The sequence below is a fragment of the Nonomuraea sp. PA05 genome, from assembly GCF_008086045.1.
GTDB lineage: Bacteria > Actinomycetota > Actinomycetes > Streptosporangiales > Streptosporangiaceae > Nonomuraea > Nonomuraea monospora.
Genome location: NZ_VSEY01000022.1, coordinates 157166 through 172844 on the forward strand (window position 1 = coordinate 157166; position 15679 = coordinate 172844).

The following is a 15679-nucleotide window of genomic DNA, read 5'->3' on the forward strand; positions in this document are numbered from 1 at the left end:
CCTGGCTCACCTGGAGGTGGGCGCGACCTGCACGCGCCACCCTCCGCGGTGGTTCAGGAACGACGCCAGTGACCAGGTCAGCTGCCTGGCGTGCAGCGGGAAACCGGACTCCGCCGCCCGCCGGGCCGCCGCGAGCAGCACCAGGTGCTCGGCGGTGAACCAGGTGCGCGCCTCGTCCCTGCCGATCGGCGTCTCCGGCGTCACCAGCGGCAGGGCCGGGCGCAGGCCGGATCCTGCGTCCCGGCCGGGCCGCAGGATCCGGCCCGCCAGGTGGGCGCTGTGCAGGTAGTGGTCGAGCAGGCGGTGCAGGGTCGTCCGCCGCTCCTCGCGGGTGTCCTTCGCGTCGCTCAGCTCGCACGCGTACGCGCGGAGCAGCCCGTGGAGGGCGAACCGGCCGGGGACGCGCTCGCACAGCATGTTCGTCCTGGCCAGCTCGGCCACCAGCGGATGGGCGTCCCGCGGCGGCAGGCCCGCCAGGCTGGCGGCGGCGGCCGGCGTGAAGTCCGGGCCTGGATGCAGCCCCAGCAGCCGGAACACGCGGGCGGCCGGCGGGCTGAGCAGGCGGTAGGACCAGGAGAAGACCGCCCGCACGTTCGTGGCCTGCTCGCCGCCGTCGAACGGGTCCAGGCGGGCGCGGGCGCCGCGCAGCTCCGCGGCCAGGGCGGTGATGGGCAGGCGAGGGCTGGTGACGGCGCGGGCGACCGCGATGGACAGGGCCAGGGGGAGGCGGCCGCAGAACGCGACGATCTCGTCCACCGCCGCGCCCTCGCCAGTGCCCTCGCCAGTGCCCTCGCCCGCCGGCCGGTGCGCGCTTCCGTCGGCGGCGCCGTCCTGCGCCGTGCCCGAGCGGCGGGTGAGCAGCAGGCGCGCGTCCTGCTTGGGGAGCAGATCCACGGCGAACGCGTGCGCCCCCTCGACCGCCACCAGGCCGGTGAGCCGGTCCCGGCTGGTCACCACGGCCAGACAGCCGGGCGCGCCGGGCAGGAGCGGGCGGACCTGACCGGCGTCCCTGGCGTTGTCGAGCACGATCAGCATCCGGCGGCCCGCCAGCAGGCTGCGGAACAGGGCGGTTCGCGCGTGCACGCCCGCGGGGAGCTGGTCCGCCTTGACGGCGAACGCGTCCAGGAAGCCCTGGATCGCCTCCGCCGGCTCCATCGGGGATCCCGACGGGTCGAATCCGCGCAGGTCCACGTAGAGCTGGCCGTCGGGGAAGCGGGACTGGATCCGGCGCGCCCAGTGGATCGCCAGGGTGGTCTTGCCCACGCCCGCCATGCCGGTGAGGACCACGGCCCCCGCGCGGTCGTCGGCCAGCAGGGCGTCGAGCCGGTCCAGCTCCGCCTGACGGCCGACGAACTGCGGTACTCCGTGCGGGAGCTGCGCCGGGGTGACGGTGGGGGGACGGGACCGCGGGGCAGGAGCGTCGGGGAGAGGCATGAGGTCCGGGTCGGCGGCGAGGATGCGCTGGTGCAGGGTCTGCAGCGGGGCCGTGGGCTCGACGCCCAGCTCCTCCAGCAGCCGCCGCCGGGCGTCGCGGAAGGCGGCCAGCGCCTCCGCCTGCCGTCCGGACCGGTACAGGGCCAGCATGAGCAGCGCGTGCAGCCGCTCCCGCAGCGGATGGTGCGCCACCAGCCAGCGCAGCTCGGCGACCAGGTCGGCCTGGTCGCCGAGAACCATGTCCACCTCCATGCACTCCTCGATCGCCCCGATCCGCCGCTCGGCGAGCTGATCCCGCACCATGTCGAGCAACGGGCTGCCCAGGCCGTCGCAGACCGGCCCCCGCCACAGCCGCAGCGCCGCGTGGAACGCGTCCGAGGCGCCCCTCAGGTCACCGGCGACGTGCGCCTCCCTGGCGCGGCGCACCTCCTGCTCGAACACCTCCAGGTCCAGCCCTCCCGGCGGCACGCGCAGCACGTACCCGGCCTCCGTCCAGGCCAGCGTGCCGGACGGGCCGCGCCCGGCCCGTCCTGGCTCCAGCCAGGCCCGCAGGCTGGACATGTGCTTCTGCAGCAGGTTCACGGCGTACGCGGGAACGTTCCCGCCCCACAGCTCGTCGATGAGCCGGTCGCGGCTGACCGGGCGGTTGGCGTGCAGGAGCAGGACCGCCAGCAGGGTCCGCCGCCGTCCGGAGCCCAGGGCCAGGCTGGTACGCGCACGCCAGGCGCGCAGCGGCCCCAGCACCTCGAATCGCACTTCCTGACCTTCGGGCATCCCGCCTCCACAGAAGTAACACGGGTCTCGCTGTCCGCGAGGTGCGGCCGGACCGCCCCGGTCTTGATCCGCCGGGGACGCCCCCTCATTCGTCGTCCGGCCGGGTGGGGATGACGGGCGCGGGTCCGAGTTCATGACATATCCGGAAATTTCGGTGTGACAGGCGCACGCCTCGCCAGAGCGGCCACCACCGGGACGTCCAGCCACAGATCCAGCCCCAGATCCAGCGGCGGGTCCAGCTCCCGGTCCAGCGGCAGGTCCAGCCCCCGCGACGAAGCTTCGGTGGCAGAGCGGAACGCACCCAGCCACCACGGCAACGGAGGGAGCCGGACAGTGTCCGAGGTCGCGAGGTCGTCGGGAATCATGGACGCGGGCGCCGCCCCAGCCGCCCGGCGGGACGACGTACGGGAACTGATCGCCGGACACGAGGTGGTCGACCCGTACCGCTGGCTGGAGGACCCGGACTCGCCCGAGACCCGCGACTGGCTGGCCGCGCAGGCGGACCTGTTCGCCCGCGCCAGGGACGGCTGGCGGGCCGGCGGCTGGTTCAAGGAACTGCGGCAGCTCACCTCGTTCGAACGGCTGTCGGTGCCGCAGTGGCGCGGTGGGCGCGCGTTCTACACCTGCCTGCGGCCCGGCGCGGAGCACCCCGCGCTCATGGTGCGCGACGGCAGAAGCGATGGCGGAAGCGACAGCAGAAGCGACGGCAAGGGCGATGGCAAGGGCGACCGCGTTCTGTTCGAGCCGGACACCGCGGACCCGGAGCGGCGCACGGTGCTGGGCTACTGGTCCGCCTCCGCCGACGGCCGGCTGATGGCCTACCAGACGGCGGTGGGCGGATCGGAGCGGTTCACGCTGCGGGTGCTCGACGTGGGGAGCGGGACGCACGTGGGCGCGCCGATCGACGGCTGCCGCTACTCGGCGGTCGCGTGGCTGCCCGGCCAGGACGCCTTCTACTACACCAGGTACGACGAACGCTCGGGCCCGCAGCTCCGCCTGCACCGGGTGGGGGAGAGCGCCAGGGCGGACACGGTGATCCTCGGCGCGGGCTCCGACCGTACGGCCGAACTGGACGCGCTGGTCGGGCAGGACGGGCGGCTGCTGGTCGTCCAGGTGGCCTCCGGGCTGTCGGCGGCCAACGAGGTGTGGGTGGCCGACCTGCGCGAGAGCCCCGCCGACAGGCCCGTTCTGCGCAGGCTGCCGCTGCCGGAGGACGGGTGGACCTCCGCCTGGCCCGCGCCCGGCGGCCGCCTGTACCTGCTGACCGATGCCGGCGCGCCCCGCGGCCGGCTCCTCGTGGCCGGCCCGCCCGAGCGCGGCGAGATGAGGCCGCGCCCGCTGATCCCGGAGGATCCCGAGGCGGTGCTGGACGGGTTCGCGGTGCTCGACGGCCTGCTGCTGGTCCACTGGACGATCGCCGGCCGCGGCGCGGTGACCCGGCACGACCCGGCCACCGGCGGGCTCCTGGGCCAGATCGAGCTGCCCGGCCCCGGCATCGTCACGGAGCTGGCCCCCGGTGGGCAGGGCGACGAGGCCTGCTACGAGTACTCCGACCGCGTCACCCCCGAGACCGTCTACCGCTACCAGGCCCGCACCGGGGCCAGCACGCCGTGGCGCCGCAGCCCGGCCCCGGTCACCCCGCCGGTCAGGGCGTCCCAGACGGTGTGCGCCGCCCCCGACGGCACGCCCGTGCGGATCCTCCTGCTCGCCCCGTCCTGGCACCGGGCCGGGCCGCTGCCTGCGATCATCGAGGGGTACGGCGCCTTCGGGGAGCCGCGCATCGCCGACTACTACGCCGCGGCCCTGGCCTGGGCCGGGCGGGGCGGCCTGTTCGCCGTCGCGTGCGTGCGCGGCGGCGGCGAGAACGGCGAGGCCTGGCACCACGCCGGCCGCCGCGAGCACAAGCAGCGCGGCATCGACGACTTCCTCGCCGCGGCCGGCCACCTGGTGGCGGCCGGGCACACCACCCCCGACCGCCTGGGCGCCTTCGGGACCAGCGCGGGAGGCCTGCTCGCGGGCGCCGCGGCGACACAGCGCCCTGACCAGTTCGCCGCCGTCGCCTGCTCGGCGCCGCTGCTCGACATGGCCAGGTACGAGCTGACCGGCCTCGGCGAGCACTGGCGCGAGGAGTTCGGCAGCCGCGAGAGCCCGGAGGAGCTCGGCTGGCTGCTCGGCTACTCGCCCTACCACCGGGTCGTGCCCGGCACCCCGTACCCGGCCGTCCTGCTGTCGGCCTTCGCCGAGGACACCCGCGTCGACCCGCTGCACGCGCGGAAGATGACCGCCGCGCTGCAGTTCGCCACCACCTCGCGGCGGCCCGTGCTGCTGCGTCACGAGGCGGGCGCGGGGCACGGCGAGCGGGGCCGCACCGGCCGGTTGTCCTACTTCGCAGACGTGCTCGCGTTCTTCGCCCACGAGCTGGGGCTCGCGAGCATCACCCCGACCGAACCGAGAGGAGGTGAACTTCCATGATCAAGAAGTCGACCAAGCGGTACAGCGTCGCCGGTGGTGCCCAGAAGGGCTGATTCCGTTGCAGGTGGGGCGTCCTCAGGGGCGCCCCACCCCCCTCGGGCCGAATCTGTGAAGGACTGTCATGACTCATCCCGTGCTCAAGACGAGCATCCCCTACTTCATCGCCGAGGGGTCGGTGCACTTCAGGCTGGGCGGCGAGCTGACCTCGCTGGAGGACGCCGACGGCCGGGTCAGCAGGCTGCTGTCCCTGCTGGACGGCACGCGCACCCCCGAGGAGGTCCACCGCGACCTGCGGGCCGTGCACCCCGACGTGACGGTGGACGACGTGCGCGAGGCCATCGGCGAGCTCGACGGGCTCCGCCTGATCCAGAGCGCGGACGACCCCGGCGACGACTTCGACCAGCTCTCCCGCGAGCGCTGGTCCAACAACCTGGGCTTCTTCGAGACCTACGCCTCGCTGCACGCCTCCAAGTACGACTTCCAGCGCCGCATCCGCGACGCCCGCGTCGCCGTGCTCGGCGTCGGCGGGATCGGCAGCCACGCGCTGATCGACCTGGTCGCCATCGGGTTCGAGGACATCAGGATCGTCGACTTCGACCGGATCGAGCTGTCGAACTTCAACCGTCAGATCCTCTACGGCGAGCCGTACGTGGGCCGGGTCAAGGTGGAGGTGGCCGCCGAGCGGGCGCGCGCGCTCAACAGCGCCGTGCGGATCGACCCGGTGCAGCGCAGGCTGATGTCCGGCGACGACGTGTACGAGGTCGTCCGCGACCGCGACATCGTCATCGCCGTGGTGGACCGCCCCAAGGTGCACATCGCGCACTGGCTGAACGAGGGCTGCGTACGGGCGGGCACGGCGCTCATCGTGGGCGGCGTGGACACCCAGCGGGCCCTGCACTACACGGTCGTGCCCGGCGTGTCCGGCTGCGTCGAATGCTGGTACGACCAGGTCCGCGGCAGCGACCCCACCTCCCTGACCGTGATGAACGTGCTCGACGAGATCGACAGGGAGGGCGGCACGTTCGGCGAGGACACCGCCGCCTTCAACGGCCTCGTGCTGTTCGGCGCGGGCTTCCTGGTCGCCGAGATGGTGCGCATCGCCAGCCGAGTCTCCCCGCCGCTGTCGGTGGGCCGGATGCTGGAGATGACCTTCCACGACCCCCGCCTGCGCGAGGCCGAGTCGTGGAAACGCGACCCGCGCTGCGCGGCGTGCGGCGACGCGCGGCCGAAGCCCAGCCTGGAATGGCTGGCCGGCGACCTCGGCCCCCTGCCGTTCTGAACCGCCCGCCCGGTGGGGCGCCTCCGGGGGCGCCCCACCCCCTCGCCGGGAGGCCCGCATGCGGTTACCCTCCCGGGTGAGCCTTCCCCGCCGCGCCTGTCAGTCCCCTGGGAGGACAACTGCCATGGCACGTTCGAGCTCCTCCGCCGCGGCCCGGCCGCCCTCCTGAGCCCGGCCGATGCGGATGCCATCGCGCGTGGCCGCCGGGCAGAAAGGCGTCCGGCTGCGCAGCGCGTTCCTCGTCTCGTCGGTCGGCGACTGGATCTACCGGTTCGCCGCTCCCACGCTGATCCTGCAGATCACCGGGTCCGCGCTGTCGGCGGCGCTGGCGTACGTGCTGGAGTTCATCCCGTACGTCGTCGTCGGGCTGGTCGCGGGCGTCATCGCGGACCGGTGGGACCGCCGCAGGATCCTCATCGCCTGCGACTGCCTCTCCTTCGCCATCGCGCTCGTCATCGCGATCCTGGCCGCCGCGGACCGGCCGTCGGTGGCGCTGCTCTACCTGTGCGCCTTCCTGCTGGCCAGCGTGCGGCCCTTCTACTTCCCCGCCTTCCAGGGCTTCATCGTCGACACGGTGCCGCAGGAGCGGCTGTCCAGGATCAACGCCTGGACGCAGACCGTCGACAGCTCGCTCGGCTTCGTCGGGCCGGTCGTCGGCACCGCGTTCATCGCCGCCCTGGGGGTGCCGGTGGCGACGCTGGTCAACGCGCTGACGTTCGCGATCTCGGCGCTGCTCATCTACCAGATCGCGCACGTGCACACGCGGGTGACGCCCGCGGGCGGCGTGCGCGCCGAGCTGTCCGGCGTGGCCAGGGACTTCGTGGACGGGCTGCGCATCCTCCGCTCCATCAGGCCGATCTGGTGGGGCACCCTGCTCATGGCCGCCGCGAACTTCGCCGGCTTCGTCGTCGAAGGCAACCTCGTCTACCTCGTCCTTGAGGTGGAGGACCTGCCCGGCGTGGCGCTGGGCGTCGTGTTCGGCGCGCAGGGGCTGGGCGCGGTGCTCGGCGCGCTGGCCGCGCCCCGGCTCATCGACCGCCACCCCACCGGGCGGCTGCTCGTGGCCGGGATGGCGCTGTCGGCGCTGGCCATGGCCCTGCCCGTGGCGCTGCCCGCCGTGTGGGTGATCGCGGCGGCCTGGGCCGTGGAGGGCGTGGCCACGTCGGTGATCGTGGTGTCCTGGTTCACCGCCCGCCAGACCGTCGTGCCCGCCGACGCCATCGGCCGCGTCACCTCGGTGAGCAGGGCCGCGGCCTACGCGACCATCCCGATCGGCGCCCTGGCCGGCGGTGCGGTGGTCGGCGGCGCGCTGGCGGGGTGGGGCGGGCCGGGGCGGATGTTGTTCCTGTGCGCGGCCCTCGTGCAGACGGCGGTCGCCGTCGCCACGGCCCTGTCGCCGCTGCGCGCCATCGACCAGGCCGCACCGGCACCCACCACCTCGGGGGATCCATGAGCGTCATCAGCCCGCCGGCCGTCGTCGTCGCCCAGGAGGCCGAGTCGTTCCTGCGCCAGTGCGCGGAGTGGCTCGGCTGGGACCACGAGCGCCACGCCCGCCGCCGCGCGGCCGTCCTGGACGAACTGGCCCGCACGGGCACCTACCGCCACACCCCCGCCGAGCTGGTCCTGGGCGCCAAGCTCGCCTGGCGCAACCACACCCGCTGCGTCGGCAAGCTGTACTGGAAGACGCTCATGGTGCGCGACTGCCGCAGGCTCCACCACCCCGGCGCCATCGCCGCCGCCCTCACCACCCACCTGGCACGCGCCCACAACGGCGGCGCCATCCGCCCGATCATCACCGTCTTCCCGCCCGACACCCCCACCACCCCGGGGCCCCACATCGTCAGCCCCCAGCTCATCCGGTACGCGGGCTACGAACAGCCGGACGGCACCCGCCGCGGCGACCCCGCCAACACGGCGCTCACCCGGCTGGCCCGCGAGCTGGGCTGGCGCGGCGACGGCGGCGACTTCGACCGCCTGCCGGTGCTGATCCGCGACTCCCGCGGCGACCTGACCCGCCACGACCTGCCCCCCGACGCCTGCCCCGACGTGCCGATCACCCACCCGGACCATCCCTGGTTCGCCGAGCTGGGGCTGCGCTGGTACTCCTGCCCCACGGTCTCGGACATGCGGCTGGAGATCGGCGGCGTCACCTATCCCGCCGCGCCCTTCACCGGCTGGTACGTCGGCACCGAGATCGGCACCAGGAACTTCGGCGACCGCGACCGCTACGACCTGCTGCCGGTGATCGCGCGGCGGCTGGGGCTCTCCACGGGCGACGACCGCGGCCTCTGGAAGGACCGCGCGCTGACGGAATTGAACGTCGCGGTGCTCACCTCGTACGAGCGGGCGGGGGTGCGGATGCTCGATCACCACACGATGGCCGACCAGTTCCACCGGTACGTGCAGGCGCGGCGGCGGGCGGGGGAGGAGGTGCACGCCGAGTGGGGCTGGATCATCCCGCCCACGGCGGCGTCGGCCACACCGGTCTTTCATGACTCCTACGACCCCGCGGTGGTCTCACCGAACTTCTTCCGTTAGTAGCATCTCTCGGGTGACCGGCGAGTTATTTTCGGAATTCATTCACCTGTCCTACCACCAGATCGAGATCCGCCCGCACGACGAAGCGGGACCGTCCTGTCCGGAGGCGTTTCCCAACGGCCTGATCGCGGTGGGCGACGAGGAGCCGGACGGCGCGATGATCGTCACCGGCCTCGGAATGGGCCAGGTGGAGGTGACGGTGCAGCTCGCGGACGAGGAGCCGCCCCTGGATCTCGACTCCTGGGAGGAGATCGTCGACCTTTCGATCGAATCGACGCTGGGCTCGCTGTACGTGGTCGGCCTGCTGGGAGACCTCCCCCGGAAGTTGCCGAACCTGGCGTGGAAAGGCCCGGGTTTCTATCGTCTGCGCGTGCACGCCAAAGGCCGCGATTCGTATGTGGACGGCACGGGGCTCAATCTCGAAGAACGCTATTCAATTATCTCCTGGCCGGCCGACCCCGCGCCCGATCTCATCCACAAGGCGACCGACGCCTACGGCGCGGGGGTACGCGGCCGGGCACCTCAGACGGAGACGACGTGGCCGACGCGGAAGAACCCGTCCGGGTCGTAAGCCCGCTTGACCTCGCGCAGCCGCCCGTAGTCCACCCCGGTGTACGCGGCGGCCGTCCGCGACGGGTCGGCCAGGAAGTTCAGGAACGTCCCGCCGTTGGCGTGCGGCCGCAGCTCCTCGGCCAGCCCCGGCACCACGGTGTCCACGATGACCGACAGCTTGGTGGAGCGGTGGCTCACCGGACCGGCGTCCGAAGCAGGGCGTGCCATGGCGCCGCCCCAGTGCCTGATCTCGACCGTCTGCGCGTGCTCGGCGGCCCGCACCAGCGCGGAGACGACCTCGTCGGGCACGGCGTCGAACATGTCCATGTGCCGGTTCGGCGTCCCGCCCATGGCGGCGCCCCCGTAGGCGGTGGTGCGGGTCTCGTCGAGCACCGCCGGTCCGGCCGCCTGGAACAGTGGCGCGAGCAGCCGCCGGGCCTCCTCGGCCGCTCCGGCGTACAGGACCTTGAGCATGACCACGTGCCTGCCGCGCACCGCGGCCGGGGTCTGCTCGTCGGCGGGCATGCGCTTGAGCACGATCGCGGTGCTGATCTCGTCGGGGGCCTGGTCGATCCAGGTCCGGTACGCCTTCAGCGTCCGCTCCGCCACCTCGATCGGGAAGTACACGAACCCGGCGAACACCTCGGAGACCGGGTAGAGCCGGAACTCCAGCGAGGTGACGACGCCGAACCCGCCACCGCCGCCGCGCAGCGCCCAGAACAGCTCGGGGTGGCTGTCGGGGCTCGCGGTCACCTGCCGGCCGTCCGCCAGCAGCACCTCGGCGCGCAGCACGCTGTCGGCGGCGAACCCGTGCTTGCGGGCCAGCCAGCCGAGCCCGCCGCCGAGCGTGTAGCCGGTGACGCCGACCGACGGCGCGGAGCCGGACAGCGGGGCCAGGCCGAACGGGGCGGCGGCGGCGATGACCTCGCTCCAGCGCGCGCCAGGCCCGACGCGGGCGATCCGGCGGGCCGGGTCCACCAGGACCGACGCCATGGGGGAGGTCTTGACGAGGATGCCGCCGTCGCAGGGGGCGTGCGTGCCGTGCCCGGTGGACTGGACCGCGAACGGGACGCCGTGGGCGCGGGCGGCCAGCAGCGCGATCCGGATGTCGGCGGCGCTCTGCGCCTCGGCGATCAGGGCCGGGCGGGAGTCCACGGCGGGGTTCAGCGAGCGGCGGGCCTCGTCGTAGCCGGCGTCGCCGGGCAGGTGCACGGTGCAGGTGAAGCCGGGGAGGCGGATGTCGTCCTGGAGGATGTACGGCTGGCTCATCTGTCTGACCCTTCTGTTCTCTGCGTCTGAGATCAGAGTGCTGGAGGGCGCTTACGGTCGCGTTCCCGTCGGCTTACCGCCGCCCTTAAGGTCTCCAGGATCTTGCGGAAGGGCTGGTCGCACATCGTCCGGACGTATCCGCCCCGGCTACGCCGCCCGTCGTACGTGGCAGGGGCGCGTACCGCACCGGGGGGACTTTCGGGTTAGGTAAGGCTAATCTAATATGCCGACCACAAGGCTGTCTCATGAGGAGAACCCATGGCCAAACTCCCGCGACGCTCCCTCGTCGCCCTCGGCGCCGCCGCCTTGATCGGGGTCAGCGCCTGCGGTGCGCCGGCCCCGCCGCCCGCCTCCTCTCCCACCGCGCAGGCTGCCACGTCACAGGGTCCCTGGACCTGGACCGACGACCGCGGCAAGAACGTCTCCCTGCCGCAGCGCCCCCAGCGCGTCGTGGCCCAGTCGGCCGCCGCCGCCGCGCTGTGGGACTTCGGCGTGCGGCCCGTCGGGGTGTTCGGGCCGCACAAGCTCAAGGACGGCGGGCGCGACCCCGAGGTGGGCGAGGTCGACATCACCAAGGTGGAGTCGATCGGGAACGTGTGGGGCGAGTTCAACGTCGAGAAGTACGCCGCGCTCCAGCCTGACCTGCTGGTGGCGGGCATGTACGTCAAGGACGCGCTCTGGTACGTCCCCGAGCAGTCCGTCGCGGCGGTCGACCAGATCGCCCCGAGCGTCGGCGTGCAGCTCAGCGGCAAGCCCCTGGTGCAGATCATCGAGAGGTACGGCCAGCTCGCCGCCGCACTCGGCGCGGACCTGAACGCGGCGCCCGTGGCCGAGGCCAAGAAGCGCTTCGAGGACGCCAGTGCCGCGCTGAAGAAGCTCGCCACCGACAAGCCCGACCTCAGCGTCATGGTCATCACCGGCACGCCCGAGTCCCTCTACGTGGCCTACCTGCCTGACCATCCCGACATCAAGTACTGGGGTGACGACCTGGGGCTGAAGATCGTCCATCCGGAGCGGCCGACGGAGAGCGAGGGCGGCTTCTGGGAGGTGCTGAGCTGGGAGAACGCTGACAAGTACCAGGCCGACGTGATCCTCGTGGACGCCCGCTCCCAGTCGATGAAGATCGAGGAGATGGCCAAGAAGCCCACCTGGGCCAAGCTGCCCGCCGTCAAGGCCGGCCAGCTCTACCCGTGGCACGCCGCCGAGCGCTACAGCTACCTCGGCTACGCCAAGGTCATGGAGGAGCTGGCGGCCGAGCTGGGCAAGGCGCGCGACGACGTCGTCAAGGAGTGACGGGCACGATCTCGGCGCCGGTCAGGGCGCCGCGCTCGATCGTGAGCAGGCCCAGCGTGCCGTGCGGCTGGCGGCGGCGGTCGGTGGGGGAGCCCGGGTTGAAGATGCGCAGGCCGTCGCCCGACTCGTCCAGCGGGATGTGCGAGTGACCGAAGACGACCAGGTCCGCGTGCGGGAAGCGGCGCCGCATGCGGGCCAGGCGGCCCTTGGCCGGGCCGCTGTCGTGGATCATGCCGACGCGCAGCCCGTCCAGGGTCAGCTCCAGTGTCTCCGGCGCCTCCACGTCCTGGCCGTCGTTGTTGCCCTTCACGACGTGGACGGGCGCGTACGCGGCCAGCTCGGCCAGCACCGACGGCACGCAGACGTCGCCCGCGTGCAGGATCACGTCCGCGCCGCGCAGATGCTCGGCCACCCGGGGCGGGCACCCGTGCCAGCGCCTCGGCGCGTGCGTGTCGGAGATGGCGACGACCTTCACCCCGTCACCCATGCCCGCTCCACGGGCACTCTCACCCGGCGTAGAGCTCCTCGAGCCACGCCCGCCACCGCGGCCCCTGCCCCTCCCCGCCCTCGAACAGCAGATGCGAGGCGATCATGGTCCCGCCGAACCCCTGCATGAACCGGTACATGGCCGCCCCGGAGCGGACCCCGAGCGTCTGGGAGTCGCGGTGGTACACGACGCCCTCGACACCGCCGATCTCCACCCGTTCGCCCACGGCGGGCACCCCGCCGGCGGCGGCGTACAGCCGCTCCCAGGCGTCCGCCCAGTCGGAGACCGGCGGCCCGAACTCGGTGACCGGCGTCGCCGCCCGTCCCGCGAAGTGGCCGAGGTACTCCACCAGCGTCGCGAAGTACAGCCCCAGGCCCCTGGACATCGCCTCGAACTCGTCCTGCCAGTCGTCCCCCGGCAGGAACCCGCTGGTCACCATGCGGATCAGGGTGCTGCCCCGCTCCCGGCCCTCGATCAGGAACTCGTAGGCGACGAACCGCCCGTCGTCCGCCTTGTCGCTGGAGTGGGCGAGGTGGCGGAGCGGCTCGGCGGCGGTGACGGTGGACGGCGGCAGGTCGAACGCGCCGAACGCGGTGCGCACGACCCCCTCGGCCACCTCGGTGCGGCCCATGAACCAGGAGTCGATGCCCGGCCCCGTCGAGATGGCGTCCCAGACCTCCTCGGGGGTGGCGCCGACCGTGGCCTCCATCGGCAGCTCGAAGTCGCGGCCCACCTCAGTGCTCCTTCTTGCCGTTCACGGAGGGGTGGACGGCGACGATCAGCCGGTGATCGCGCCCGCCCGCAGCGGACTCGTCGTGATATTTCCCGACCAGCGCGGTGACGCACTGGGCCAGCTCCTCGGCGAACGCCGCCCGGTCGGCCGCCGACGCGAAGCGCACCTCGCCGTCGATGGCGAACGTCGCCACCCGCTTCTGCGCCTTCGCCGCGCCGGTGATGAGCGTGCCGACGTCGCGGACGAGCTGCGCCGCCAGCGCCAGCAGCCAGCGGGCCGACAGCCGGTCGGGCGACCTGGCGGGATCGGGCTGCACGGCGGCCAGCGCAGTGGGGGAGATGACGAACGAGGCCGCCGTCGCCTGCATGACGCGCTCGGTGACGTTGCCCTTCTTGCGCTCCTCGACCAGCTCCACCAGGCCGTGGCGCTCCAGCGTGCGCAGATGGTAGTTGACCTTCTGCCTGGCCAGCCCGACCTTGGCCGCCAGCGAGGTGGCCGAGCCCGGCTGCACCAGCTCGGCCAGCAGCCTCGACCGCATCGGGTCGAGGGAGGCCTCGGCCGCGGCGGCGTCCTCGATCACGGCCACTTCGTCCATGGGGGAACGATGGCACCGAAAAAAATCATTGTCAAGACAGGCGGGCCGCCCGCTCCTCCAGGTAGCGCTGCTCGGGCAGGCTCGTGGTCAGCCGCGCGGCCTCCCGGTACGCGGCCACCGCCCCCTCCGCGTCGCCGTCCATCTCCAGCAGGTGCGCCCGCACGGCCGCCAGCCGGTGATGCCCGGCCATCCGCTCGTCGCCGGCCAGCTCGCCGAGCACGCCGAGCCCCGCGCGCGGCCCGTGCACCATGGCCGTGGCCACCGCCTGGTTGAGCCGGACGACCGGGTTGTCCTCGATGCCCGCCAGCACCCCGTACAGCGCCAGGATCTGTGGCCAGTCCGTCTCCCCGGCGGCCGGCGCCTCGTCGTGCACGGCCGCGATGGCCGCCTGGAGCTGGTAAGGCCCCACCGCCGTCGAGGACAGTGCCTTGGTGACCAGCTCCACCCCCTCCGCCACCAGCCGCCGGTCCCACAGGCCGCGGTCCTGCTCGGCCAGGGGGATCAGCCGCCCGCCCGCGTCCGTACGGGCGGGGCGGCGCGCCTCGGTGAGCAGCATGAGCGCCAGCAGCCCCATGATCTCCCCGTCGCCGGGCAGCAGCCGCAGCACCGCCCTGGTCAGCCGGATCGCCTCACCCGTCAGCTCCGCCCGGTGCAGCTCCGGCCCCGACGTGGCCGTGTAACCCTCGTTGAAGATCAGGTACAGCACGTGCAGCACCACCCGCAGCCGCTCGTCCCGCTCGCCCTCCGGCGGCATCCTGAACTCCGCCCCGGTGGCCTTGATCCGCTGCTTGGCCCGGCTGATGCGCTGCCCCATCGTCGCCTCGGGCACCAGGAACGCGCCGGCGATCTGCGCCGTCGTCAGCCCGCCCACCGCCCGCAGCGTCAGCGCCAGCTGCGAGGTCACCGACAGGGCCGGATGGCAGCACAGGAACAGCAGCGTCAGCGTGTCGTCATGATCGCCCGACCGCTCCTCGCCCGGCGCCGGCGCCAGCAGCTCGTCGGCCGCCACGCCGACCGCCACGCTCTCCTCGCGCCGCCGGCGCGCGTGCTCGCTGCGCACGTGGTCGACGACCCGCCGCGCGGCCACGGTGACCAGCCAGCCGCGCGGGTTGTCCGGCACGCCGTCCCTCGGCCACTGCACGGACGCGTCGAGCAGCGCCTCCTGCACGGCGTCCTCGCACATGTCGAACTGCTCGTAGCGGCGTACCAGCGTGCCCAGCACCTGCGGCGCCAGCTCCCGCAGCAGCCCCTCGACGGCGACCGCCATCAAAGCGCCGCCGGCGACGTCCTGATCGTCAGCATGTCCCTCATCCTAGGGGCGGCCGCCGCCTCAGGCCGATCACCGCCGCCTCGCTAGGCTCGTGCCGTGCAGGAGCCCGATCTTCACGCCATCGCCGACCGGCTGCTCGCGGTCCCCGGGGTGGTGGCCGTCGTCCTCGGCGGCAGCCGAGCCCGCGGCACCCACCGCCCCGACAGCGACATCGACCTCGGCCTCTACTACCGCGACCGGCTCGACGTCGCCGCGCTGCGGACCCTCGCACGGGAGGTGACCGGCCAGGACACCGACGTGACGGAGCCCGGCGGCTGGGGCCCCTGGGTGGACGGCGGCGGCTGGCTCACCGTGGACGGCCACCGGGTGGACTGGATCTACCGCGACCTCGACCGCGTGCACCGGGTCTGGCAGGACTGCCGGGCGGGCCGCTACGAGATCGGCGTCCAGGCCGGTCACCCGCTCGGCTTCTACTCGCACGCCTACGCCGGGGAGGTGGCGCTCTGCCAGGTGCTCGCCGACCCGTCGGGCGAGCTCGCCGCCCTGCGTGAGGAGGCGGCGCACTACCCGTCCGCCCTGCGGGAGGCGCTGATCGCGGGGCTGTGGGAGTGCGACTTCGCCCTCACCATCGCCCGGTACGGCGCCGCCGGCCGCGACCCGGCGTACGCGGCGGGGGCGCTGTTCCGGGCGGTCGGCGTGGCCTGCCAGGCGCTGCACGCGGCCGGCGGGGCGTGGCTGATCAACGAGAAGGGCATGGTCGCCTCCGCCGGCCGGCTGCCGTCAGCGCCGGAGAACTTCGCGGAACGGGCGCAGGCGCTGCTCGCGGGCGTCGGGAGCACGGCCGGGGAGATCGGCCGCACCATCGACGCGGCGGCCGGGCTGATCGCCGACGTCCGCGCCGCCTGCGGTGCATGACACGCGGGTCTTCCAGGGTAAAGGGGGGCATCCAGGCCGCCTCGGTCTGATATTGCTTGCGTAGTGAA

At 73.4% G+C, this 15679-nt stretch carries 13 protein-coding genes; 7 read left to right on the forward strand and 6 right to left on the reverse strand.

The genetic code is table 11. The annotated features are described in order from the left end of the window. Window positions 1-6: 6 nt before the first annotated feature. Window positions 7-2208 carry an AfsR/SARP family transcriptional regulator gene (locus tag FXF51_RS32130; RefSeq protein WP_187414679.1) on the reverse strand — a complete coding sequence of 734 codons (2202 nt, stop codon included), beginning with the start codon at window positions 2206-2208 and terminating at the stop codon, window positions 7-9. A gap of 333 nt (window positions 2209-2541) precedes the next feature. Between FXF51_RS32130 and FXF51_RS32135 the strand changes: the two genes are divergently transcribed. From FXF51_RS32135 to FXF51_RS32155, 5 genes are all read left to right on the forward strand, one after another. Continuing rightward, complete coding sequence (locus FXF51_RS32135; protein ID WP_148438436.1) at window positions 2542-4680, forward strand: prolyl oligopeptidase family serine peptidase; 2139 nt, start codon at window positions 2542-2544, stop codon at window positions 4678-4680. A 121-nt stretch (window positions 4681-4801) separates the two neighbouring features. Continuing rightward, entirely contained in the window at window positions 4802-5959 is a 1158-nt protein-coding gene (locus tag FXF51_RS32140) for a HesA/MoeB/ThiF family protein (RefSeq protein ID WP_148438437.1), read from the forward strand. A 178-nt stretch (window positions 5960-6137) separates the two neighbouring features. Further along, the gene (locus FXF51_RS32145; protein ID WP_148438438.1) at window positions 6138-7412 is read left to right on the forward strand and encodes an MFS transporter; all 1275 of its coding nucleotides are present in this window, start codon (window positions 6138-6140) and stop codon (window positions 7410-7412) included. Continuing rightward, window positions 7409-8497: a nitric oxide synthase oxygenase gene (locus FXF51_RS32150; protein WP_148438439.1), complete on the forward strand. Its 1089-nt coding sequence runs from the start codon at window positions 7409-7411 to the stop codon at window positions 8495-8497. Before FXF51_RS32145 ends, FXF51_RS32150 begins: the two co-directional genes overlap by 4 nt. Before the next feature lie 13 nt (window positions 8498-8510). Next, window positions 8511-9068 (forward strand): hypothetical protein, encoded by a 558-nt coding sequence (locus FXF51_RS32155; RefSeq protein ID WP_148438440.1) that lies wholly within the window; start codon window positions 8511-8513, stop codon window positions 9066-9068. Here FXF51_RS32155 and FXF51_RS32160 read toward each other — a convergent pair. Continuing rightward, window positions 9020-10318, reverse strand: a complete 1299-nt coding sequence (locus tag FXF51_RS32160; protein WP_148438441.1) for an FAD-binding oxidoreductase — start codon at window positions 10316-10318, stop codon at window positions 9020-9022. The genes FXF51_RS32155 and FXF51_RS32160 overlap by 49 nt on opposite strands. A 258-nt stretch (window positions 10319-10576) precedes the next feature. On the opposite strand from FXF51_RS32160, the gene FXF51_RS32165 reads away from it, so the two are divergent. Beyond that, a complete protein-coding gene (locus tag FXF51_RS32165; RefSeq protein WP_148438442.1) occupies window positions 10577-11611 on the forward strand; it encodes an ABC transporter substrate-binding protein in 1035 nt (344 codons plus the stop codon). On the opposite strand, the gene FXF51_RS32170 is transcribed toward FXF51_RS32165, so the two are convergent. The 4 genes from FXF51_RS32170 to FXF51_RS32185 are packed head-to-tail and all read right to left on the reverse strand — an operon-like array spanning window position 11601 to window position 14693. Further along, entirely contained in the window at window positions 11601-12098 is a 498-nt protein-coding gene (locus tag FXF51_RS32170; RefSeq protein WP_262379985.1) for a metallophosphoesterase family protein, read from the reverse strand. The two genes, FXF51_RS32165 and FXF51_RS32170, sit on opposite strands and share 11 nt — an antisense overlap. 19 nt (window positions 12099-12117) lie before the next feature. Next, a complete protein-coding gene (locus FXF51_RS32175; RefSeq protein ID WP_187414680.1) occupies window positions 12118-12831 on the reverse strand; it encodes an SRPBCC family protein in 714 nt (237 codons plus the stop codon). Window position 12832: 1 nt separating this feature from the next. Continuing rightward, window positions 12833-13426, reverse strand: coding sequence for an ArsR/SmtB family transcription factor (locus FXF51_RS32180; RefSeq protein WP_187414681.1), 594 nt, complete (start codon window positions 13424-13426; stop codon window positions 12833-12835). A gap of 31 nt (window positions 13427-13457) precedes the next feature. Beyond that, window positions 13458-14693 (reverse strand): RNA polymerase sigma factor, encoded by a 1236-nt coding sequence (locus FXF51_RS32185; protein WP_187414682.1) that lies wholly within the window; start codon window positions 14691-14693, stop codon window positions 13458-13460. A gap of 99 nt (window positions 14694-14792) precedes the next feature. On the opposite strand from FXF51_RS32185, the gene FXF51_RS32190 reads away from it, so the two are divergent. Next, on the forward strand, window positions 14793-15611 hold the full coding sequence (locus FXF51_RS32190) for a nucleotidyltransferase domain-containing protein (protein ID WP_148438444.1): 819 nt from the start codon (window positions 14793-14795) through the stop codon (window positions 15609-15611). The last annotated feature ends 68 nt before the right edge of the window (window positions 15612-15679 follow it).

What these genes read in the sequence shown, in the direction of transcription:
- FXF51_RS32145 (WP_148438438.1), top strand. Translation starts at nt 6,138, where the DNA reads ATGCGGATGCCATCGCGCGTGGCCGCCGGGCAGAAAGGCGTCCGGCTG.
- FXF51_RS32140 (WP_148438437.1), top strand. Translation starts at nt 4,802, where the DNA reads ATGACTCATCCCGTGCTCAAGACGAGCATCCCCTACTTCATCGCCGAG.
- FXF51_RS32185 (WP_187414682.1), bottom strand. Translation starts at nt 14,693, where the DNA reads ATGGCGGTCGCCGTCGAGGGGCTGCTGCGGGAGCTGGCGCCGCAGGTG.
- FXF51_RS32150 (WP_148438439.1), top strand. Translation starts at nt 7,409, where the DNA reads ATGAGCGTCATCAGCCCGCCGGCCGTCGTCGTCGCCCAGGAGGCCGAG.
- FXF51_RS32130 (WP_187414679.1), bottom strand. Translation starts at nt 2,208, where the DNA reads ATGCCCGAAGGTCAGGAAGTGCGATTCGAGGTGCTGGGGCCGCTGCGC.
- FXF51_RS32170 (WP_262379985.1), bottom strand. Translation starts at nt 12,098, where the DNA reads ATGGGTGACGGGGTGAAGGTCGTCGCCATCTCCGACACGCACGCGCCG.
- FXF51_RS32165 (WP_148438442.1), top strand. Translation starts at nt 10,577, where the DNA reads ATGGCCAAACTCCCGCGACGCTCCCTCGTCGCCCTCGGCGCCGCCGCC.
- FXF51_RS32180 (WP_187414681.1), bottom strand. Translation starts at nt 13,426, where the DNA reads ATGGACGAAGTGGCCGTGATCGAGGACGCCGCCGCGGCCGAGGCCTCC.
- FXF51_RS32160 (WP_148438441.1), bottom strand. Translation starts at nt 10,318, where the DNA reads ATGAGCCAGCCGTACATCCTCCAGGACGACATCCGCCTCCCCGGCTTC.